The organism is Streptococcus mitis (assembly GCF_047460035.1).
In the GTDB taxonomy this organism is placed as follows: domain Bacteria; phylum Bacillota; class Bacilli; order Lactobacillales; family Streptococcaceae; genus Streptococcus; species Streptococcus mitis_DW.
The window spans coordinates 1-20,417 of the sequence record NZ_JASHHB010000012.1 but is presented as its reverse complement, the minus strand read 5'-3'; the positions used below and the strand labels follow the sequence as shown (position 1 = coordinate 20,417).

Annotated in this window: 20 protein-coding genes, 12 tRNA genes and 1 rRNA gene; 7 read left to right on the top strand and 26 right to left on the bottom strand. The window is 39.1% G+C overall.

Annotation, left to right across the window (positions count from 1 at the left end; all coding sequences use genetic code 11):
• Positions 1-150: 150 nt before the first annotated feature.
• The 3 genes from nagA to tgt all read right to left on the bottom strand — a co-directional run bounded on the left by nagA (position 151) and on the right by tgt (position 4,514).
• The gene (gene nagA / locus QM956_RS09675; protein WP_176139655.1) at positions 151-1,302 is read right to left on the bottom strand and encodes an N-acetylglucosamine-6-phosphate deacetylase; all 1,152 of its coding nucleotides are present in this window, start codon (positions 1,300-1,302) and stop codon (positions 151-153) included.
• Between the two features lie 151 nt (positions 1,303-1,453).
• The gene (locus tag QM956_RS09670) at positions 1,454-3,271 is read right to left on the bottom strand and encodes an acyltransferase family protein (protein WP_414302476.1); all 1,818 of its coding nucleotides are present in this window, start codon (positions 3,269-3,271) and stop codon (positions 1,454-1,456) included.
• 100 nt (positions 3,272-3,371) lie between these two features.
• Complete coding sequence (tgt, locus tag QM956_RS09665; protein ID WP_001285237.1) at positions 3,372-4,514, bottom strand: tRNA guanosine(34) transglycosylase Tgt; 1,143 nt, start codon at positions 4,512-4,514, stop codon at positions 3,372-3,374.
• A 116-nt stretch (positions 4,515-4,630) separates the two neighbouring features.
• Between tgt and QM956_RS09660 the strand changes: the two genes are divergently transcribed.
• Positions 4,631-5,488: a DUF975 family protein gene (locus tag QM956_RS09660; RefSeq protein WP_414302475.1), complete on the top strand. Its 858-nt coding sequence runs from the start codon at positions 4,631-4,633 to the stop codon at positions 5,486-5,488.
• A gap of 27 nt (positions 5,489-5,515) precedes the next feature.
• Here QM956_RS09660 and pcp read toward each other — a convergent pair whose 3' ends face one another.
• From pcp to QM956_RS09615, 9 genes are all read right to left on the bottom strand, one after another.
• A complete protein-coding gene (pcp, locus tag QM956_RS09655; RefSeq protein WP_414302474.1) occupies positions 5,516-6,160 on the bottom strand; it encodes a pyroglutamyl-peptidase I in 645 nt (214 codons plus the stop codon).
• A gap of 112 nt (positions 6,161-6,272) precedes the next feature.
• Positions 6,273-6,635 carry a DUF1304 domain-containing protein gene (locus QM956_RS09650; RefSeq protein ID WP_414302473.1) on the bottom strand — a complete coding sequence of 121 codons (363 nt, stop codon included), beginning with the start codon at positions 6,633-6,635 and terminating at the stop codon, positions 6,273-6,275.
• A gap of 10 nt (positions 6,636-6,645) precedes the next feature.
• Positions 6,646-7,071, bottom strand: coding sequence for a MarR family winged helix-turn-helix transcriptional regulator (locus tag QM956_RS09645; RefSeq protein ID WP_414302472.1), 426 nt, complete (start codon positions 7,069-7,071; stop codon positions 6,646-6,648).
• A 312-nt stretch (positions 7,072-7,383) separates the two neighbouring features.
• Positions 7,384-8,580 (bottom strand): LysM peptidoglycan-binding domain-containing protein, encoded by a 1,197-nt coding sequence (locus tag QM956_RS09640; protein WP_414302471.1) that lies wholly within the window; start codon positions 8,578-8,580, stop codon positions 7,384-7,386.
• A 160-nt stretch (positions 8,581-8,740) separates the two neighbouring features.
• On the bottom strand, positions 8,741-9,367 hold the full coding sequence (locus QM956_RS09635; protein ID WP_414302470.1) for an HAD family hydrolase: 627 nt from the start codon (positions 9,365-9,367) through the stop codon (positions 8,741-8,743).
• A 3-nt stretch (positions 9,368-9,370) separates the two neighbouring features.
• Positions 9,371-10,651, bottom strand: coding sequence for an MATE family efflux transporter (locus QM956_RS09630; RefSeq protein WP_414302469.1), 1,281 nt, complete (start codon positions 10,649-10,651; stop codon positions 9,371-9,373).
• A gap of 60 nt (positions 10,652-10,711) precedes the next feature.
• Positions 10,712-12,196, bottom strand: a complete 1,485-nt coding sequence (gene thrC / locus QM956_RS09625; protein WP_414302468.1) for a threonine synthase — start codon at positions 12,194-12,196, stop codon at positions 10,712-10,714.
• A gap of 75 nt (positions 12,197-12,271) precedes the next feature.
• Positions 12,272-13,549: a glutamate-cysteine ligase family protein gene (locus QM956_RS09620; RefSeq protein WP_261241035.1), complete on the bottom strand. Its 1,278-nt coding sequence runs from the start codon at positions 13,547-13,549 to the stop codon at positions 12,272-12,274.
• A gap of 314 nt (positions 13,550-13,863) precedes the next feature.
• Entirely contained in the window at positions 13,864-14,262 is a 399-nt protein-coding gene (locus QM956_RS09615; protein ID WP_009732039.1) for an FmdB family zinc ribbon protein, read from the bottom strand.
• Positions 14,263-14,434: 172 nt separating this feature from the next.
• Between QM956_RS09615 and QM956_RS09610 the strand changes: the two genes are divergently transcribed.
• Positions 14,435-14,761: a DMT family transporter gene (locus QM956_RS09610; RefSeq protein ID WP_049518302.1), complete on the top strand. Its 327-nt coding sequence runs from the start codon at positions 14,435-14,437 to the stop codon at positions 14,759-14,761.
• 163 nt (positions 14,762-14,924) lie between these two features.
• Here QM956_RS09610 and QM956_RS09605 read toward each other — a convergent pair whose 3' ends face one another.
• Positions 14,925-15,371 (bottom strand): helix-turn-helix transcriptional regulator, encoded by a 447-nt coding sequence (locus QM956_RS09605; protein WP_000287814.1) that lies wholly within the window; start codon positions 15,369-15,371, stop codon positions 14,925-14,927.
• Between the two features lie 319 nt (positions 15,372-15,690).
• On the opposite strand from QM956_RS09605, the gene QM956_RS09600 reads away from it, so the two are divergent.
• From QM956_RS09600 to QM956_RS09580, 5 genes are read left to right on the top strand one after another with little or no spacing between them, the layout of a single operon-like run.
• Positions 15,691-16,164, top strand: a complete 474-nt coding sequence (locus QM956_RS09600) for a hypothetical protein (RefSeq protein ID WP_000182279.1) — start codon at positions 15,691-15,693, stop codon at positions 16,162-16,164.
• Positions 16,165-16,204: 40 nt separating this feature from the next.
• A complete protein-coding gene (locus QM956_RS09595; protein ID WP_045616578.1) occupies positions 16,205-17,401 on the top strand; it encodes a replication initiation factor domain-containing protein in 1,197 nt (398 codons plus the stop codon).
• A gap of 2 nt (positions 17,402-17,403) precedes the next feature.
• On the top strand, positions 17,404-17,790 hold the full coding sequence (locus tag QM956_RS09590) for a hypothetical protein (protein ID WP_001096843.1): 387 nt from the start codon (positions 17,404-17,406) through the stop codon (positions 17,788-17,790).
• A gap of 59 nt (positions 17,791-17,849) precedes the next feature.
• Positions 17,850-18,044 (top strand): DUF3173 domain-containing protein, encoded by a 195-nt coding sequence (locus QM956_RS09585; protein ID WP_000598356.1) that lies wholly within the window; start codon positions 17,850-17,852, stop codon positions 18,042-18,044.
• A gap of 3 nt (positions 18,045-18,047) precedes the next feature.
• Positions 18,048-19,181 carry a tyrosine-type recombinase/integrase gene (locus tag QM956_RS09580; RefSeq protein WP_009732034.1) on the top strand — a complete coding sequence of 378 codons (1,134 nt, stop codon included), beginning with the start codon at positions 18,048-18,050 and terminating at the stop codon, positions 19,179-19,181.
• A gap of 85 nt (positions 19,182-19,266) precedes the next feature.
• On the opposite strand, the gene QM956_RS09575 is transcribed toward QM956_RS09580, so the two are convergent.
• From QM956_RS09575 to rrf, 13 genes are all read right to left on the bottom strand, one after another.
• Positions 19,267-19,350: transfer RNA gene (locus QM956_RS09575), tRNA-Leu, on the bottom strand.
• A gap of 9 nt (positions 19,351-19,359) precedes the next feature.
• Positions 19,360-19,431, bottom strand: a tRNA-Gln gene (locus QM956_RS09570).
• 13 nt (positions 19,432-19,444) lie between these two features.
• Positions 19,445-19,517 (bottom strand) — tRNA-His (locus QM956_RS09565).
• A gap of 14 nt (positions 19,518-19,531) precedes the next feature.
• Positions 19,532-19,602 (bottom strand) — tRNA-Trp (locus QM956_RS09560).
• Between the two features lie 4 nt (positions 19,603-19,606).
• Positions 19,607-19,687: transfer RNA gene (locus tag QM956_RS09555), tRNA-Tyr, on the bottom strand.
• A gap of 12 nt (positions 19,688-19,699) precedes the next feature.
• Positions 19,700-19,772: transfer RNA gene (locus QM956_RS09550), tRNA-Phe, on the bottom strand.
• A 3-nt stretch (positions 19,773-19,775) separates the two neighbouring features.
• Positions 19,776-19,849 (bottom strand) — tRNA-Met (locus tag QM956_RS09545).
• A 10-nt stretch (positions 19,850-19,859) separates the two neighbouring features.
• Positions 19,860-19,949 (bottom strand) — tRNA-Ser (locus QM956_RS09540).
• A 4-nt stretch (positions 19,950-19,953) separates the two neighbouring features.
• Positions 19,954-20,025 (bottom strand) — tRNA-Glu (locus tag QM956_RS09535).
• Between the two features lie 8 nt (positions 20,026-20,033).
• Positions 20,034-20,107 (bottom strand) — tRNA-Ile (locus QM956_RS09530).
• A gap of 34 nt (positions 20,108-20,141) precedes the next feature.
• Positions 20,142-20,212 (bottom strand) — tRNA-Gly (locus QM956_RS09525).
• A 5-nt stretch (positions 20,213-20,217) separates the two neighbouring features.
• Positions 20,218-20,290: transfer RNA gene (locus QM956_RS09520), tRNA-Val, on the bottom strand.
• Positions 20,291-20,294: 4 nt separating this feature from the next.
• Positions 20,295-20,410 (bottom strand): 5S ribosomal RNA (rrf, locus tag QM956_RS09515).
• Positions 20,411-20,417 lie beyond the last annotated feature (7 nt).

The following is a 20,417-nucleotide window of genomic DNA, read 5'->3' as shown; positions in this document are numbered from 1 at the left end:
CGTTTTTTTATTTGTACTATTTATAACATTATTGTAAGCCTTCTCATTTGTTTGTTCAAGTTTTTTTGTGATTTTTTTAACTTTTTTATTTACTGGTAAAGCAATATAGATAAAAAAACAGAAGCTAATCTCTAGCTTCTGCTTTCTCTCTTATGCTTGATAACGTTTCACACCGTCTAGGTAGGTTGCTACCAATTCCAAATCTTTATCTAATACGATAAAGTCCGCATCATAACCTTCACGGATTTGGCCACAGACATCATCAATGTGAACAGATTTAGCTGGGTTGAGGCTGGCCATCATGACTGCTTCATGCGGATTCGCAATTCCCCATTCGACCACATTCTTCAAACCGTCCTTGAGTTTGAGGATAGAACCTGCCAAATTACCAGTAGATTTGAGACGTGCAGTTCCATTTGCTACTACAACAGGGAATTCTCCCAACATATAGTCACCGTCTTCAAGCCCACCAGCTGTCATACAGTCCGTAATAAGAGCGATGTTTTCTGTCCCCTTTTGCTTAAGTAAAATCTCACAAGCTTTTGGATCTACGTGATAACCATCACAGATCAATTCTGCATAAGTATGTGGGAGCTCATACATAGCTCCTACCATACCTAGTTCGCGGTGTGTTAAACCACGCATCCCATTATAGGCATGTACCCATACACTAGCTCCAGCATCAACTGCCTTCTTAGCTTGTTCAAATGTCGCATCTGAGTGTCCAAGTGCAACTGTCACACCTTCACCTGTAATAGTACGTACAAAATCTTCCACCCCATCACGTTCTGGTGCAATAGCGATTTTATTTAGCATCCCTTTTGCAGCATCCTGCCAAGAATGAAACTCCTCAACACCCGGGTCTCTCATATAAGTTGGATTTTGTGCCCCCTTAAAAGTTTCTGTGAAATATGGACCTTCATAATAAATCCCACGAATCTTAGCACCTGTTGCTTCTTTATAATGGTTTCCAAGATTTTCAGTGACTGCAAGCAATTGCTCATAAGTGGCTGTTAAAGTTGTGGGCAAGAAACTGGTAACACCGGTACTAAGAAGTCCTTCACTCATAGTATGCAATGTACCTTCAATGTTGTTGTCCATCACATCTACACCTGCATATCCATGAATATGAGTATCCACAAGACCTGGTGCAATGCTATAACCAGTATAGTCAAGAACCTCTGCTCCTTCAGGAATTTGATCCACATGTTTCCCAAATTTGCCATCAACAAGTTCTAAGTACCCACCGCGACGAATGCCAAATGGATAGAAAAACTGATCCGCTTTAACGTAATTAGGCATAATAATGACCTCCTTAAAAGATTACTTTTGATATTTATTATGTCAATTACATTATAAACCTTTCTGATTCATTTGTAAATGGTATAGACCTGTTTTCTAGATATATTTTAAAAGAGCTGGATTTCTCCAGCTCTTCTCTTTTTAATACAAGTTATTTTGATTTAACCGGCTTGTCTTGAGCTGTTTGCAAGGCTGCAGCAATGGTATCTGCATACAATTTAGCTCCTGCTTCAATTTTACTATTGTCACTTCCAAAATGGACTTGGTCTGTCCCAGTCCAAATTTCTGGATGTTCCTTAGCAGCTTGATTCCAATCTGCTATCGTAATGTAAGGAGTTTTCTCTGCCAATTCTCTCATATAGGCAGCCGCCTTCTCAACGATTGCATAGGTCTCTTTTGTCTTATCCCCCTCATAAGGAGTCACCAAAACCATATGGTGGCCCTTAGGAAGATTTTTTACGATACTATCCCAATCTTCCTTGTAATTTTCAGGATTATTTACCCCTGTCGCAATGACCACCATCTTAGGTAAAAATTTATTCTGGCTATTGTTGAGCATGATTTCATTGGCAGTCTTGGTTGTTCTGCTGACCTGCGCGTTAATCTGTGCTCCAGGAAGGGCTGTCTGCAGGGCTGTATTTGCCCTTAAAGCCACCGAGTCACCAATTAACATAGTGCCATCAGCAATTCCTAAACTATCAGCTTCTGCCCGTTCTGTCATTACCTTGGTCTGGTTAATATTTGTTGCAGCTTGCTTCAAGCCATTGACAGTTAAGTCTGTCTCAAAAGCTCCCACTTGTGGTGCCAACAGAGTTACTAAGAAGACAATGAAGGCCAAGATTCCTGTACTTGCTGCAAGGATTGTGTGAATATGAGGCAGGGGACGAAGGGTTTGTAAAACAGGGGTGTTCTTTCCTGCAATCCAAGGTTCCAACACATAAAATGAAAGACTGGCGAATCCATAAGAACAAATCAAAGTCAGTAACACAGCAAGAAAATTTGATGTCAACTGTGAGAAAATAATATAGAAAGGCCAATGGAAAAGATAAACCGCATAGCTAGTATCCGCTAAAAAGCTGATAATCTTTGGCTCCTGCATGTTAGGAGTCTTTTCATGTAAGACACGCGCCGCCAGAATCATAGCAAGAGCTGCAAGGCTGGCAAGCAAGAAGCCCATAAGATAGGCAAAGAGATAGGTAAATTTGACAAAGAAGGTCAAAATGAGTAAGAAGCCAAAACCTCCTGCAAAAACTAAAAGAGTCTTGCGTAAATCCCAGATTTTATCCAACTGCTTAACTAGGGAAGTCGTTTGACGAACGCCTACAATCGTTGCTAAGATACTTCCCAAAAAGAATGGATAGACATGAGTTAAACTAGAGAAGTAAACAGAGGAATAAGAGGTTACTAGAAAACTACCGATAAACATGGAGAAGAAGCTGATCAAGAAGGCAGCAGCAGATAAGAGAAAGACCATTCCTCTCAACTGACCATTTGATTTAGCCTGCTTAGATAAGAACCAAACTGCCAACCCCCAAAGAATATAGTAGTGCACCTCAACAGCCAGACTCCAATTATGAACAAACAAATGAGGAATGAACTGAGATTCATAACTCCCACCTGTTAGCATTTCATAGAAGTTGGTCATGAAGCCTAAGACACCCGCAATCTGACCCCCAATTCCAGCCACATAGTCTTGGCGAACCAAGAAAGTAAAAGGCATGGTCACCAAAACCATCAAAACCACAGGTGGCACAATCCGATAAAAGCGTCTCCTAAAAAATCCTATCAAGTCAATCTCATGATTTTTAGAAAATTCTTCGATGAGTAGAGCTGTAATCAGGAAACCTGAAAATGTAAAAAAGACATCTACCCCGAAAAATCCTCCAGGAAAGATCGTCTGAAAGAAGTGATACAAGAGTACCAAAAGTAAACCTGTAATCCTAATCAAGGAAAACCATTTAATACGCATACGAGTTTATTCTCCCTTTCATTATACACTTTATTCTATCAAAAAAAGAAGAAAAATCCCAAGAGAAAACTTAGGATTTTTAGCTTATATCAATTCCAGTTTAAAAATTACGACCTGATTTATTATAGCCGTATTTTTCAACAAAATACTCACGGAATTCTAAGAGATTGTCATCCATGATGGCTTGTCGCACTTGCTTCATCAGGTTAAGCAAGAAGTAAAGATTGTGATAACTCGTCAATCGGATACCAAAGGTTTCATCAGCCTTGAGCAGGTGACGAAGATAAGCGCGTGTATAGTTCTTACATGTGTAGCAATCACACTCAGGATCTAGTGGCGTAAAGTCCTCAGCAAACTGAGCATTTTTGACAACCAAACGACCTTGACTGGTCATACAAGTTCCATTACGAGCGATACGAGTCGGCAAGACACAGTCAAACATATCTACACCACGAATCACCCCATCAATCAAGCTATCTGGCGCTCCCACACCCATCAAATAGCGAGGTTTATTTTCAGGTAGCAGTTGGGTTGTGAAGTCCAAGACTGCATTCATCTCTTCGTGGGTTTCTCCCACCGCCAAACCACCGATAGAGTAACCTGGGAAGTCCATGCTTACAAGGTCATGAGCCGATTGGCGACGCAAGTCTTCAAATCCTGCCCCCTGTACAATCCCAAACAAACCTTGGTCATGTGGACGACGGTGAGCCTTCAAACCACGCTCAGCCCAACGGCTTGTACGCTCGATTGATTTCTTAACATAGTCGTATGGTTGATAAAACTGAGGACATTCATCAAAAGACATCATGATATCTGAACCTAGATTGTTCTGAATAGAGATGGCCTTTTCTGGTGATAGGAACATCTTAGAACCATTGAGATGGTTTTTAAAGGTTACCCCTTCTTCTGTGATATTGCGACTATCTGCTAGAGAATAAACCTGGAAACCACCACTATCTGTCAAGATAGGCTGGTCCCAATTCATGAACTTGTGGAGACCACCTGCACGAGCAATGAGTTCATCACCAGGGCGAAGCCAGAGATGATAAGTGTTTGACAGGATAATTCCCGAACCCATCTCCTTCAATTCTTCAGGCGACTGAGTTTTGACAGTGGCTTGTGTCCCAACCGGCATAAACATAGGTGTCGGGAAGGTACCATGGGGTGTGATGATTTCTCCCAGACGAGCTCCTGTGTGTTTTTCTTTCTTAATCAAACGATATTTGATTGGTGAATCTGACATTTTTTACCTCCGAAGCTGGGAAAGACAGTCCCAGTTCATACTTTGTGCCCAAGGGCATACTGTATGATTTTATCAAAAAAAGTAGGAACTGTCACGAACTATGGTATAATGAGAGAATGAAATACCCAAAAATTGATTTAAAAACCATTCGTCTGCAAGCCAGACAATTTCAGGCTGAAAATCCCCGCCTCTTTCTCGTCTATCTCTTACCTAGCATGCTGGTCATTTTGTCTGGCTTCCTCAATCCCTTAGAGCGCATCAACGAGAGTGTTTTAGAACAACCCTTTTTAAGCGTGTTTGGTCATGTATTCCAAGCCTACCTTTTTCCTCTATTAGTCTCCTTTATAGGAACAATACTTCTAACCAGTTCAGTTTATACAACTCTGAAACTCATCAAGAATCAAGATACAGAACTATCAGTCAAAAATAGTCTCATTCTCTTTAACGAAGAGCACTTTTCACAAACCTTTTTGACTCTCCTTCTCAAACGCTTCTATCTCTTCTTATGGAGCATTCCTAGTTTACTCGGGATTTACTTCCTCTTTTACAGTAGCTTTCTAGCAAAGAAATTCGTTGCCCTTCACCCTGAGTTCCCTAATCTGGATCTCTCGTCAGTTGAAACTGAACGTTTCCTCATGACCTTTGGTCTTTACTTTCTAGCAAGTATCCTCTTGATGATTGTCGGAAATAGTCTCTATATTCCACAATACTATGCCTATTCGCAGGTAGAATTTCTCCTCTGTGACACCCTAGACTTAGGACAAGCCAAACCAGGACAAATCCTTAAGACCAGCCGTTTCCTGATGAAAGGCTACAAATTTCAACGCTTTGTCCTAGACTTACAACTCCTTCCTTGGTATTTCCTCAATTGGATTACCTTTGGGATTGCTAGTTTCTCACTCCTACCCTACATTCAAATCAATAAAATAATTTTCTACCGAGCAGTACTGGCTCGAAAACGTCCAAAAGCTTGAAGGTTTTTCCCCTCAAGCTTTTTTCTATCAATGAGTTTCTCCGCCTACCAACTTGAGGTCCTGATCTCCATGTTCTATCATGGCGCCGATTGCCGCTTCTATCCCTCGCCTAATATCCACTAAACTCATAGCTGGAGTGGTCGGTCGATTCACCACCTGTTCCATCATATAAGGAATATGCATAAAACCTGCCTTAACATATGGAAATTTCTTTTCTGCCAAATAGAGGACCTGATACATCAAATGATTGCAGACAAAAGTCCCTGCAGTATTGGAAACAGAGGCCGGCAAGCCCTCTTTTTTTATAGCTTGAACCATCGCTTTAATCGGCAAACTACTAAAATAGGCCGAAGCACCATCTGAGCGAATGGGAAGATCAATCGGTTGATTCCCTTCGTTATCAAGAATGCGTGCATCGTCTTGGTTAATGGCTACTCGTTCAGGTGTTAAGCTAGATCTTCCACCTGCTTGCCCAATACAAAGGACAAAGTCAGGTTGATAACGGTTCATCTCTTCTTCCAATACTTGGGCCGATTTGTGAAAGACTGTTGGCACTTCTAACCAACGGACCTCAGCACCATGGATTTCAGCTGGTAAACCTTTAATGGCCTCCAAGGCTGGATTAACCTTTTCCCCTCCAAAGGGCTCAAAACCTGTCACTAATACTTTCATTTCTAACTCCTTACAACCAATTCCATGAAACTATTTTCTTAAAAACAAGTATAACATATTTCCCTTATTCTGGAGTGAAAAGGACTAGAGAGGATCAGACCGGCATTAAAGTTTATTTAAAGAGAAGAATACTAATCAAGGCCAAAATAGCTGGTCCACCTTGCTTCAAAATAATTTTCTTATCTGCTGTGAGAGAGCCATAAGCCGCAGCACCAATCACAAATAAAACAAAAATAGTCACAATTTCTAAATTCTGTGAGAAATAAATCCCATACAAGAGAAAGACTCCTAACAGAGCATTATAAATCCCTTGATTTTTAAACAATGAACTTACAGACGGACGAGCCAGTTCTTCCTTTTCCATGTTAAATACTCGACTGGTTGCATCTGATTGCGTTGCAATACTTTCCAAATAAAAAATGTAAAAATGCTCCAAAGCAACAATCGTTGTTAAAATGATTGTAATAATTGACATCTATTTCTCCTTAAATTTCTATATTTTCAATACCCAAAACCAATTTATTTAATAAACGGCTGAGTTCTGTTCTTTCAGACTCTGTTAAGATACTTTCCATCTCTTCCTTAATCTTGATATGCTTCAGAGGGGGATTCACCACTAACTGCTCCTTGGCATACTTCGTAGCCTCTACCAACACTTCTCGCTGATTTTCAGGATTACGATGACGCTCCACCAAATCTTCCTTTTCCAGAATTTTAAAATGTCGGGTCAAAGCAGCCTGATCAATCTTCAAACGCTCCTGAACTCCCATTTGATTACAGGGAGAATTCTCCAGCAAAAACAGTAAAATATGATACCGTGTCAAACTAATCCCAAGCTTTTTTTCAAACAATTGCGTACTCACTTGCTCAGACAAGCGGAGTTGATAAAGTAAATCTTGAATCTTTAACATTTCTTCCTCCTTTTTATTGACTTATCAATAATTGACTAATCAATTATAATGCAAAGTCAAATAGATTGCAAAAATTATGCTTAGATTATTACAAGATGCTAACTTTCCATTCATATTAATACTCAATGAAAATCAAAGAGCAAACTAGGAAGCTAGCCGTAGGTTGCTCAAAGCACAGCTTTGAGGTTGCAGATAAAACTGACGTGGTTTGAAGAGATTTTCGAAGAGTATGACAAAGAAAAAACGAACGAGAATCGCTTTCTATCACGAAAGCTAGATCTCATTCGTCAAAATGATATTACAAAGTCAGGTTTATCCATTCATTGAAACGTGAACGTGGTCATAGTGGTTCTCTGTCACGCTACCACGGTCCGGCATTGGATTCCAAGTGTTGGCTGGTCCATATATACTATTGAATGGAGCATAGAAACGTTGTTTCCAGATGATGTAACTAATTCCACGACTAGCCATATTTTTGATTGCATATTCTGCAATCTTATCCCCTAGTTCTGAGCTTTCTGGTACCATAAAGTCGATAGCCAAACCTTTTCCGTGATCTCCACTGTCTCCTGGACGGTAACCACTAAAGGATGTGATGCCAAACAAGTTGGCGATTTCTTCTTTAAAGGCAGCTGTTTGTGGTTGAAGGCCTGCATTTTCAGATTTCGCTACCGCAAGTCCAGCATAATCGGGCGCTGCTGGAGCTGCGTAAGTTGTTGCAACTGTTTTCTTCTCTTCTGGTTGATAAGTAGAAACTACTGTTGTAGCATCATTTGATGAGACTTCTTTTGCTTCTTCTGAACTTGTTGCAGTTGTTTCTGTTGTTTTTTCTTCTACTGGAGTTGTAGTTTCTTCCACTGTTGAAACAGCTTGAGGGCTGGCTTGTGTTTCCTGCTTCTCAGCTGAAGTCGTTGCCTGAGGAGCTGCTTCTGCACTACTTGTTTCGGCTGTTTGCTCCTCTGACGTTGAAGTATTTGTAGATGGTGCTACTTCTTCTGCAGTAGCAACTGTCTCTGCAACTTCTGAACTTGATGCTACTTCTCTTGTACTTGTAGTTTCTATCGCTTTTGGCGCTTCTGCAATTGGTTGAGAAAGATCTGCAACCTGAACAGTTTGATCATCAACCGTCACTTGATTGGTTGTCAAATCTGCTGTCGCAGTTGTCACTTCTTCACTAGAGTCTGCTTGAGGAGTTTGGATTTCAACTTCCGTTACCTCTTCTGCTTCATTGACAGTCGTTATCAAAACAGTTTCTGGGAAAATCAAGTCCATATTAGTGATTTTATTCAAATTCGCAAGAACTGTGACATCTACACCCAAGGCTTCTGCAATGGTGCTCAAGGTATCACCATACTGAACTGTATAACTTGTTTTGTTGTCCGTTTTAGTCAAATCGTTTTGGATTTGCTCAACACTACGTGCAGTCCAAAGAACTTCTTCTGCTTGAGTTGCCAATACTGGGACAAATGACAAGGCTACTGTTGATGCTAATAATATTCTTTTCTTCATTCTTTCAAATTCCTTTCAAATGAGTACCTGTCTATGATAACACAAAAAGAGCAGAAAAAAAAGCCCTCTCGGGCCTATTTAACAGAACTGTCTATTCCTTGTAACAAACTCGGTTACTTGAAATAGTTTGTTAGGTCACTGTCACAAAACTGACACAATCTTATCGTTCCCAATCCCCAAAAATGCGAGTAATATCTGCTAGTTCTTGAATCCTATGATTCCCTTCATAAGTCGACTCTAAAAAGTTGATACTTTGAATCCCACTATTCTGGGCAAATTCCACATCCAGAGTCCGATCTCCTATATAATAGGTCTTCTCAGGATCCAACTGATACTTGTCTAACAGATAGGTAGCCGCTTCTGAACTAGGTTTACGAGCAAAGCCACTCTGACTGGTTAAAATCTCTGTAAAATAGGATTCCAATCCCAAGTCTCTGAGAATGGTAAAAGCATTGTCTCCCTTATGAGTGTAAACAAAGTTCCGAATCCCTACTTGGTCTGCCCAAGCCAACACTTCACGCGCCCCTGCCATCAAGGCTACCTGAGCATTCTTTTCAGCCAAACTCTGGGCACGCACCTGATTGAGCACTGCCACATCCAGTTTTCTCTCTTCTGCCACCCGCACAAGCAAATCCTGCACCGAATACTTGAGGATAAACTCTCTCACTTTCTCCTTATCATAAGGAATAGAAAACTGAGCAAAAGTCTCCTCAATCCCTGATAAAATCGCTTCATAAGAGTCCAATAAAGTCCCGTCTAAATCCCAAATAAAAGCTGCTTTTTGCATTTCCTATCCTTTCAAGCTCATATAACGCTGGTAGCGGTAGCGTAGAAATAACCAGCGAAAACCATTATCCAAAAGGGTTCCAGCCCAAATACCAGGCAAGCCCCAACCAAGCACAATCCCCATCAGATATCCTGTTCCAATGCGGATACACCACATTCCTATACTTGTCGCATAAAAGGGAAGCCGAGCATTGCCCAAACCCTGCCAGACTGCTGTATAGATGACTGTTCCTGTCGTCATAGGAGTACCAAGTAGTGAAAAAAGTGTCACTAGAACACTGGCCTCAACCGCTAAAGGATCAGTCGTATAGAGATGAGTTAGTGGTATTCCTAAGGCATAGATACTGAAGGTCAAAGGCAACATGAGAAGCAGAGAAAGCCAAAAGGTTTGCTTACTCAAACCAGCTACTCTTTTCCAATCATCCTCCCCAACTGCTCGGGCTACCAACATAACCGTTGCCGTAGCAACGCCAAAGGCAGTCATGTAGTTAAACTGGGTCAAGACTTCTCCGACCGCATTTCCAGCCACTGCCTCCGTCCCGAAAGAAACAACCAAGGCAATGATAACGACATCTCCAGCCCGCATCATAAGCCGCTCTCCAGCTGCTGGTAAAGCCAAGGTCAACAGTTCCTTATCTAAACCAAAAGTCGGTTTCGTATAAGGAAGTTTTAATCGTGACCACAAAATCACAAGACCAACCAAACGAGACAGAATAGTCCCCCAAGCAACACCCGCTATCCCCATATCCAGTACAAAAATAGCTAGACTGGAAAAGAGAATATTCAAGGCATTTGACAAGAGGCTGACATAAAGAGGCAGACGCGGATTATGTGTTGCACGAATTAAGGCACCCAGACTAGTCATTAATCCCAAAAGAAGAATCGAACCACCCACTAAAGAAAGATAGAGTCCTCCACTCTCAGCCACAGCCTTCTCAGTTCCCAAAAGTCCTATCATCTCTTGCCCAGCGAAGATAGACAAAGCTCCTAAAAGGAAACTTACTAGTAAAGTAATCTTCAACGCCTCAGTCACATGGTAGGCTAGCTTAGACTGATTCTTCTCCCCTAAACTCTTTGAAATAACACTGGAAATAGCAGCTCCCAGAGCTATGAAAATCGCCTGATAAATCGTGATAATATTGCCAGCTACTGATACACCCGAAATAGCTATCAAGCCCAAGTGGGCTACTAAGTAACTATCCACCATCCCCATGAGCATCTGCAAAAAATTTTCGCCCATAGCTGGCAAGGCAATATTAAGAATGTCTTTATTTTTCTTAAACAATCCTTCCTCCTGATGAAAAGAAACTCAGTTGGTTTCCCAACCGAGTTTACTCCCTCTGTCTTAAAGCCCTAAATAAGCTTCAACCGCTGCTTGCATGTCAACAGCAGCCACTGTTGTTTTATGACGAACTGGCGCTGTTTCAAGGCCATCAACCGCTGGTGGCACTGCCACTCCTGAAATGTCATGTAATTGAGCCAAAGCTTCAAAGTCTGTCAAGCCTGCTTTTCCTGTTACAGCTTCTACTGCAACCACTGGGAACTTGTATGGACTAGCTGTTGAAGCAATGACTGTCTTAGTCGCATCGCCAGTAGCCGCTTGGTATTTTCTATAAACAGCTGAGGCAACCGCCGTATGAGGGTCCTCGATATAGGCATCTGTATCATAAACACGTTTGATTTCTGCTGCCGTTTCTTCCTCAGTCGCATATTCAGCTGCGAAGAGTTCCAGAATCTCAGCATCAAAGTCTGTCAATTCATATTGTCCTTGTGTACTCAAGGCATTCATGAGTTCAGCTGTCTTAACCGCATCATTCCCCAAAAGATGGAAAATCAAACGCTCCAAGTTTGAAGATACCAAGATATCCATAGATGGACTAGTCGTTACCTTAAACTCACGTTTCTTGTCGTAAATACGTGTTTTAAAGAAGTCAGTTAAAACATTATTGTCATTCGAAGCACAGATTAATTTGCCAACTGGCAGACCAATTTGTTTAGCATAAAAGGCAGCCAAGATATTTCCAAAGTTTCCTGTTGGTACTGTGAAGTTGATCTGTTCACCAGCTACAATCTCACCAGACTTGACCAACTGAGCGTAGGCATAAACATAATAAACAATCTGTGGTACCAAACGACCAATGTTCATAGAGTTTGCTGATGAAAATTGCAGTTTATTGGTAGCCAACTTTTCACGAAGGGCCACATCATTAAACATATGCTTCACGTTGGTTTGCGCATCGTCAAAGTTACCGTCAATGGCGATAACATGAGTATTGTCGCCAGCCTGAGTAGTCATTTGCAGCTCTTGTACCTTGCTGACACCATCCTTTGGATAAAAGACGATAATCTCAGTACCAGGAACATCCGCAAACCCTGCCATAGCAGCTTTCCCAGTATCACCAGATGTCGCTGTTAAGATGACAATCTTGTTCTCCAAACCATGCTTCTTAGCAGCTGTTGTCATAAAGTATGGCAAAATAGACAAGGCCATATCCTTAAAGGCAATCGTTGAACCATGGAACAATTCCAAGTTATATTGCCCGTCTAATTTCACTAATGGTGCGATAGCTGGAGTATCAAACTTGCTATCGTAGGCATTGTTGATACAGTAGTCCAACTCCTCAGCTGTAAAGTCATCTAAAAAGGCTGACAAAACAAGCTTAGCAACTTCCTGATAAGAAGCATCTTTCAATTTGTCAAAGTCCAAATCTACTTTTGGATAAGTAAGCGGTGTAAACAAACCACCGTCCGTCGCCAAACCTTGCAAAATAGCTTGGCTGGCAGTTACTGTATTGTTGGCATCACGCGTTGATTGATAAACTAATGTCATTACTCTCTATCCTTTATCTATAGTCTCATCCATTATATCATGATTTTTCAGAAAATTCTCCTTTTATAAGAGAAATTATAGGCTCAATTCTTCTTTCAAAGGCTGTAAATAGGTCATTTCTTGCTTATTTCGCATCTCCAGTCCTTCCTCAGCTAGCAGGAGTAAGTCTTTTGAAAACTCTATAATCGCAGTTTTCTCCTCATCTGTAAGCTTTTTCTTAGAAAATTGTCGTCTTAAAAACTTATAATTTCGGCCAAATGCTGTAAAAAAAGGTGCTGTACTTAAGTAAGCTTCTAACTTATCTAAATTAACCAACAATCCCAAGTGAAAAGCTGCTGAAGCGAAGGTTCTATCTAGAGGTTGAGTACACACACTACGAAACTCAACTGTTCCGCGAGTCGTTAAGTTTTGGTACTGATAACTACGATGAGTTTCAAAATCTTTCTCTTGAGGGGAAATAAGAACCTCTTCCCAATTAAGAGAAAATGCTTGTATTTCAGGTGTAGCTAAATAGTCCCTAGCCTGAATCGGATAAAAATAATAGGTTTGTCCATCACGTTCCGCAGTAAAAATTGCAGAATGATCTAGATAATCAAAAAAATCATCCTCATCTTTAAAGAGTCTAGCATTGACCCCGACATTTTCTGGATAGATACCATGCATCGATTCTTCCCAGAAAATATCCCTTGCAATTTTCGTATCCCAATCCTCACCTGAAAACTCAGAATTGGCAAATAAATACGCCTTAGACGCTTCAATTTGGGTAAAAGCATTAATCACCCGTAAGTAGTTAGACTTTGAAACATCCAGCTGGACCTGACTCCCACAGATAAAAGCTCCATATTCAGGGAAATGATGTAAGTCTGACTCAGTCGCATTGCAACTCAAATTCAAATAATCCATCAACATCAGATAGCGTGGATAAGCCACTGGACAATTCTCATTTTTATCCCAGTTGGGATGAATACCACAGCCAACAATAGCATGATTTGATTCAGCTAACTTCTTCTGGATTGCTTCCATATAAATATTAAAACGTTCTTCAACCTCTTGTATCGTTTCAGCCTTACCAAATGCAAACTCAATCGTAGTATAGGAAACTTCAAATAAAATAGTATCCTGACTTACTGGCTCCACTAACTGAATAGGAGTCCCAAAATCATCTACCTTTTCGACAGTAAAATCCAAAGCAGAAACTAAATATCGGAATAAGTGTTTGATAACTTCAACATCTGTAGCATCACCTTCCAAATTTACAACAGGATATTCCAGCTCAATTCCGACATACAATTCAGCATTTTTTTTAATATTTTTCAAATACCGATGTTTTAATAAATCGATAGAACGAGACATACTCCCCTACACTTTCATAATCTAAATAAAATTTGAATAACTATTATTATACCAAAAATAATATAAAAAAGGAACGAAGATTTACAACGTTCCTTAACTCTATACTATACCGGCGGCCGGGGTCGAACCGGCACGTCCTTGCGGACACTGGATTTTGAGTCTAATATTATTAGTTTTAAATCTCAGAAATATTGATTTTATAAGCTTTTTTTCCATAATATTTTTTAAAACTTAGTATCACTTCCAAAGTTTAGATACTTTTTAGTAACTATAAAATGCTAGAAAGTATACTCCTTATTAAAAAGAGTTTTGGACTAGTTTTGTGCAATTTTATTACCCATATCCGTAATAAGAGAGGCTAAATTAATTGCCTTTAATGATTGTAGAAATTGGTTGTGAATATCATTAGACACATAACCAGCTAGCAAAATATGCTCAGCCATGTCATATTGCTTAATCAAGAGAATCTTATCATGTTTTTCATTAAATAAAATCGCACTAATTGCTGTATTAAAGACTGGAAAACGAAAACTCGCACATTGTGAACAATAAGGAATATCTCCCTCATCTTTTAAAAATTTTTTCTCCAAAGGATGCCCACATTCGGGACAACAAGTCATTGTTTTGTCAAATATAGAAACCTCTTTTTTAAAGTTCTTAAAAGTAATTTTACCAGTAAAATCGAGACCACGCAAGACATTGAAATAAATCAAGACTTTTTTTAAAATTTATTTTATGATATAATAAACTTATCAGCTATTGGTTCTGAAAAAGTGTCTGCCACAGTTTTACTACAAATTCTCATGACTTGTGCCAAGATTTATAAAAAACGGATAGCTATAATAGCTCTTAGAGCAAAAACATGACATATAGGAGGTTAAAGACATGTCATACTTTTATCTTTTTATCGCCATTGTAGGAGAGATATTGGGAACTAACCTTTTGAAATTATCAGACGGTTTTACAAAGCCTATTCCAACCGTTTCTGCCCTACTTAGCTATGGCGTTTGTTTCTATTTCTTATCACTAGCAATGCAAAAAATTCCTGTAGGAATAGCTTATGCAACATGGTCAGCTGTCGGTTTAGTTTTGATAGCCTCTATCGCAGTAATGATTTTCAAAGAAACACTAAATGTTTATAGCATTATCGGTTTAATTTTGATTATCATTGGTGTTGTCATGGTTAACTTATTAGGAAATGCAGGACATTAATAAAACCGGCTCTATACTATTTGTAGTGGGTAAATCCCCTATGGATATTATGGAGCCTATTTTGTTGTAGAAAAAAAGTTCCATAAGAACTATAATGAAAAGCTAGAATTCTGTCAATATTTTGGACACATTTTGGGAGGGAATTTTGAAGACTAGCGTCCTCCTAATTTTCCCAATAAGTTTTAACTTCTTCAAAAATCTTATTCAAAAGTTCTGCATCTTTTTCTGACAACTGATTTTTTTCTATAACTCTATCTTTTAGTTCTGTTGCCTTTATTTTATTTCTTGCCACCGAAACTGCTATTGAATGTTTCAAAATATCAAACTCATCCTTTGAAAAGTTTGCAATATTGGTAAGATCTAATTGTTCTAGAGGTAAACTACTGATAATTGAATAAGGTTTTTGTCCCAGCAAATAATCTGTAGTAGTCCCAAAGATATTTGCTAATTTCACAACGAATTCTAATCCTGGTTCTAACGTTCCATTCTCCCACCGAGAATATGTCCCTTGTTGAACTCCAATTAATTCCGATATTTGTACTTGAGTTAACTTTTTTGATTTTCTGAGAGTTTTTAACCTCTCTGAAAATTTATAATCCTCTGTATACATAATTCTCCTATAGATATTCTTATTCGTATATTTTAGCTTGACAAAATATTCTAAACGGTATAAAATAGAATTATTCCATAAGGAATATTTATTTTGAGATTGAATATTCCATTGAGAATATTATAGCATAAAAGGAGGTAAAAGCGTATGTAACTAGTAGTCGATTTAAAAAATTTTAATAAAGGAGGTAGGATTCGACAAAATAAAAAATCTTGAAACAAATGTGCCGTTCGTTCCAAGATCAAAACATATTATGTAACAATTATACCACAGAAAACTCTTCAGTTGCACAAGAAAATTTCGGAGGTTTCACAAAAAGATGACCAATAAAGAGTTAGTCAATCAAATTTCTGGCCTAAACTCTACCTCTACTCTTAAAAATTGGATTCAACTGATTAAAGAGATAAGTGGCAAGGAATTTAAGAAAATTAAAGTTCCTATCAGTAGAAATCCCAGAACTCATCAATTAAGTTATACAGTTGCCTATGATTTTACAGACGAAGACCTTAGACAATTTCAAAAGTTAGCTAAACTAAAACTTGAAATAGGTCTAAAAGAGGCTATACAAGCCGTATTTGGGAGTCTAGCAGACAATGAACATGAATCCCTAAACCAAGTAATAGATGAGCTCTACGATGAACTGAGCGCCTTAAAACAGGAATTTAAGCGAGAAATGCGACTGATAAAAATTGAGAATTCCAACCTAAAAAAGAAAATCCAAGATATTGAAGAGTCGATGCAAACCGGCTTACTAGGGTTTGTTAACAAGAGGTCAAAAAATAGGTTCGGCTAATAGCGAGTTTTCGGCTGAGCCATGAGGCAGAAAGCCGAAAATGAGCGTAGATGCGGACGGACCATTTTTGACCGATAGGGTGTGTAGTAACACCACCCTCTGCAAGTTAGGTGTACCATCGAAAGAATTCAGTATTTCCAAGGGTTTCGGAGATTTTAAGGGTGGCAAAATTAAGCAAAAAGTTGAATCAAAATCTATGGCAAAAAATGAACATTTACGTTCTGTATTTGACTGGATTCAAATTCAGTTTGATAAGACTGAATTTTCGCCAAGAGAAATAATCGAAGACATTCTATTTCTTGACTATGACCTATTTATTGAGAATAAAGGGAGCCTTAAATACTATAACTATGATAGCCAGCTTCATTATGGGAATATCCGTATCTACTATGGAGCGAAAGAGTCGTCCTACATGCTTGTCATGTCAGGACAGGCACTCGAGTTCTATAGAGATATGGTATTAGATCCAAATAGTCTGTCCGAAAGACAGTTTTTGAACAACCTCTACTACAATTACAATCATTTTTCAGTAAGACGAATTGATATTGCAATAGATGATTTTAATGAAACACCCTATTTCACTCCTAATCAGCTTCTAAAGATTTGTCAGAAGAAACGCTTTATATATGGAAAAAGCACCTACTACAATACCTACGGAGATGAAACAATCGGCCAGACCTTATATTTGAGAAAACCCAATGATGACGAAAGACTTAGAATTTACGATAAACGCTTAGAACGAGCTGAGAAGCTCGGTATCAGCAAGCGGTATATAGAAAATTGGATAAGAACTGAGTTAGAACTTAGGAAAGAAAAAGCTCACTACTTCATTCAAGAATGGTTGCATTCAGAAATAGATCTTCTCAACTTTACCAAGGGATATCTCAAAGAAAAAGTGAGGTTCTATAGTGATAGCTATTTCTCAAAACCTTTGAGATCTTGGGAAAAGTTTTTAGGCCATTCAAAACCCGTCTCTATCATTATTTCAAAATCAAAAACAGAACTAGAACAAAAATTAGAATGGTTTACCTATAAAGGTTCAGGAGCTATTCTAAAAGCGTATAAATTTCTATACGACAATAACTTACTGCATGAGTATGAGAAAGCTAACTATCTCGCACTCAACAATATGGAATATCCACCAGATTTAGCAAGTGGATTAATAGAAAGAGCAATACTCTTTAAACGAGAGGATTTGATCCCTACAATCAAAGAAAATATTAAAAGGAGAAATTAACTATGGCAAAAATGCTTTCACAAAATGACTGGAATTTTAATAACATTGGAACAAAATTTGAATTGGATGAAGTCATTCCAAAATTTGAAACGGAAGTCCGAGCAGATGCAAACGGAGAAATTATCAAAAACCGAGATGGTAGCGAAAGACGTTTTAATACCGATAAAATCATTGGTTGGAAATACAATGTAACAATCAAGGATGGACAATTCAAAAAGAAATCAACCCAAGTCTCAGTAGACAATCCAGATGCCTTGGTTGATAATGACTATATCCAAGCAATGGATGAAGTACCAGTTACATTTGACAATTTACAAGCTACTATGATTAGCACGACAATGTATTACAAGGCTGATGCTATCCATTTAGTAGATGTAAAACAAAAATAAGTAAAATACAAGGGGAGTTAATCCTCCCCTTAGTTAATCTAATTAGAAAAGGAGATCACATGATTAAAACTGTAACAAAAGATGACCTTATCGAACTTGGATTTGCTCCAGGAACTGCAAGAAAGATTATCCATACCGGCAAATTACTATTAGTGAATCGTGGTTTTAACATCTACGATAACAAAAGGATTGGTACAATTCCAGCCAGTGTCGCAGAAGAACTATTAGGAATTGAACTCCAGAAAGAAGCGTAGCTTATGGCTTTACGTAAAAGTAGAGACGGAACTTGGATTGTTGATGTTTCCAATGGTATAAATCCAATATCTCTAAAACAACGTAGAATTGTAAGAAAAGGATTCAAAACTAAAAAAGAAGCATTGGAGGCCGAACAATACTTACGAAGTGTCGAACTTAAAGAAAAAAGTTTCAACTCAAAAATATCAATTGATATCCTTTATGATCTCTTAAAAGAAGAGGATAGAATAAACAACAGAAAACAAAGCTATATAGATACACAAGAAAACAACTATAACAGGCATATAAAAAACTATTTTGAAAAAGTTGATGATGTAGCTAAATTAACTTATGAAGATATCTATCAATTCAGAGAACATCTAAGAGATAAAAATACTCAAAACTCAGAAAAGAAGCTAAGTCCAAACACTATTAATAAAATTATAATTTTACTAAAGAAAATTCTGGATGTTGGATTAAGAAAGGGATTTTACAAGGAACATCCCGTAGGATTACTGAAAAAATTACCCATAGAAAAAGTAAAATTAAATTTCTGGACAGTAAAAGAATTTAAGCATTTCTTAACACTATTTAGCAACGATGAATACAATATAAAATTACTATTCACAGTTCTATTTTTTACTGGTCTAAGACTCGGAGAAGCTCTTGCTCTAACGTGGAAGGACATAGAGTTTTCTACAAATACAATCCATGTAAGTAAATCAATATACGTTAAAAAAGGTGAAGAACACATTAGTAGTACAAAGACAAAAGCTGGAACCCGAAGAATCATCATGAACACCAAACTAGTGGAGACACTAGAAGAATGGAGGCAAACACAGCATGAAAGATTAAAAGAATTTACAACCAACCTAGATGATCTACAGATATTTCAAAATAGCCCGATTACGATAACTAAGGATTCAATCGAAAAACAATATAAAAAAATATTACAAAGAGATAGTTCTTTAAAAAAAATAAGAATTCATGACTTCAGGCATTCACATGCTTCCCTACTAATAAACCAAGGAGAAGATTATCTTGTCGTAAAAGAAAGATTAGGACATGCTTCTATAACTACAACAATAGATACATACTCTCATTTGTATCCAAGCAAGCAACAAAAATTAGCGGATAAATTAGATGATTTGTTATAAAACTAGTAATTTTAAGTAACTCAGCGTTACAAATTCAACAAATAAAAGAAAAAGACAAGGTCCGAAAACCTTGTCTTTAATACTATACCGGCGGCCGGGGTCGAACCGGCACGTCCTTGCGGACACTGGATTTTGAGTCCAGCGCGTCTGCCAATTCCGCCACGCCGGCAAATAGTAACTGGGGTAGCTGGATTCGAACCAACGCATGAGGGAGTCAAAGTCCCTTGCCTTACCGCTTGGCTATACCCCAATAATATAAAATAGGCGAGTGATGGGGATCGAACCCACGCATGCCAGAGCCACAATCTGGTGTGTTAACCACTTCACCACACCCGCCATAATTCTATTAACACGGGCAGTAGGAATTGAACCCACACTGAAGGTTTTGGAGACCTTAGTTCTACCTTTAAACTATGCCCGTAAAATGGAAGGGGAGGGATTCGAACCCCCGAACCCGAAGGAGCGGATTTACAGTCCGCCGCGTTTAGCCTCTTCGCTACCCTTCCAAAATATATAAATGGCGCGAGACGGAATCGAACCGCCGACACATGGAGCTTCAATCCATTGCTCTACCAACTGAGCTACCGAGCCTTATTGCGGGAGCAGGATTTGAACCTACGACCTTCGGGTTATGAGCCCGACGAGCTACCGAGCTGCTCCATCCCGCGTTAATAGAAAAGGAGGATGTGGGATTCGAACCCACGCACGCTTTTACACGCCTGACGGTTTTCAAGACCGTTCCCTTCAGCCGGACTTGGGTAATCCTCCAAAATAGTCCGTACGGGATTCGAACCCGTGTTACCGCCGTGAAAAGGCGGTGTCTTAACCCCTTGACCAACGGACCAAACTTTATGGGCACGAGTGGACTCGAACCACCGACCTCACGCTTATCAGGCGTGCGCTCTAACCACCTGAGCTACGCGCCCAAGTTAAAAAACTTGGTAATTGAACAAAGTTCAAAGCGGGTGACGAGAATCGAACTCGCGACAACAGCTTGGAAGGCTGTAGTTTTACCACTAAACTACACCCGCTTAAATGGGAGTTAACGGGATCGAACCGCTGACCCTCTGCTTGTAAGGCAGATGCTCTCCCAGCTGAGCTAAACTCCCTAAAGCTAAGCGACTTCCATATCTCACAGGGGGCAACCCCCAACTACTTCCGGCGTTCTAGGGCTTAACTTCTGTGTTCGGCATGGGTACAGGTGTATCTCCTAGGCTATCGTCACTTAACTCTGAG

Coding starts and splice junctions, on each gene's coding strand:
- QM956_RS09580 (WP_009732034.1), top strand. CDS start 18,048: ATGGCTTTACGTAAAAGTAGAGACGGAACTTGGATTGTTGATGTTTCC.
- QM956_RS09640 (WP_414302471.1), bottom strand. CDS start 8,580: ATGAAGAAAAGAATATTATTAGCATCAACAGTAGCCTTGTCATTTGTC.
- QM956_RS09645 (WP_414302472.1), bottom strand. CDS start 7,071: ATGTTAAAGATTCAAGATTTACTTTATCAACTCCGCTTGTCTGAGCAA.
- QM956_RS09620 (WP_261241035.1), bottom strand. CDS start 13,549: ATGTCTCGTTCTATCGATTTATTAAAACATCGGTATTTGAAAAATATT.
- QM956_RS09610 (WP_049518302.1), top strand. CDS start 14,435: ATGTCATACTTTTATCTTTTTATCGCCATTGTAGGAGAGATATTGGGA.
- thrC (WP_414302468.1), bottom strand. CDS start 12,196: ATGACATTAGTTTATCAATCAACGCGTGATGCCAACAATACAGTAACT.
- tgt (WP_001285237.1), bottom strand. CDS start 4,514: ATGTCAGATTCACCAATCAAATATCGTTTGATTAAGAAAGAAAAACAC.
- QM956_RS09660 (WP_414302475.1), top strand. CDS start 4,631: ATGAAATACCCAAAAATTGATTTAAAAACCATTCGTCTGCAAGCCAGA.
- QM956_RS09670 (WP_414302476.1), bottom strand. CDS start 3,271: ATGCGTATTAAATGGTTTTCCTTGATTAGGATTACAGGTTTACTTTTG.
- QM956_RS09650 (WP_414302473.1), bottom strand. CDS start 6,635: ATGTCAATTATTACAATCATTTTAACAACGATTGTTGCTTTGGAGCAT.
- pcp (WP_414302474.1), bottom strand. CDS start 6,160: ATGAAAGTATTAGTGACAGGTTTTGAGCCCTTTGGAGGGGAAAAGGTT.
- nagA (WP_176139655.1), bottom strand. CDS start 1,302: ATGCCTAATTACGTTAAAGCGGATCAGTTTTTCTATCCATTTGGCATT.
- QM956_RS09605 (WP_000287814.1), bottom strand. CDS start 15,371: ATGTATACAGAGGATTATAAATTTTCAGAGAGGTTAAAAACTCTCAGA.
- QM956_RS09635 (WP_414302470.1), bottom strand. CDS start 9,367: ATGCAAAAAGCAGCTTTTATTTGGGATTTAGACGGGACTTTATTGGAC.
- QM956_RS09600 (WP_000182279.1), top strand. CDS start 15,691: ATGACCAATAAAGAGTTAGTCAATCAAATTTCTGGCCTAAACTCTACC.
- QM956_RS09595 (WP_045616578.1), top strand. CDS start 16,205: ATGAGCGTAGATGCGGACGGACCATTTTTGACCGATAGGGTGTGTAGT.
- QM956_RS09585 (WP_000598356.1), top strand. CDS start 17,850: ATGATTAAAACTGTAACAAAAGATGACCTTATCGAACTTGGATTTGCT.
- QM956_RS09590 (WP_001096843.1), top strand. CDS start 17,404: ATGGCAAAAATGCTTTCACAAAATGACTGGAATTTTAATAACATTGGA.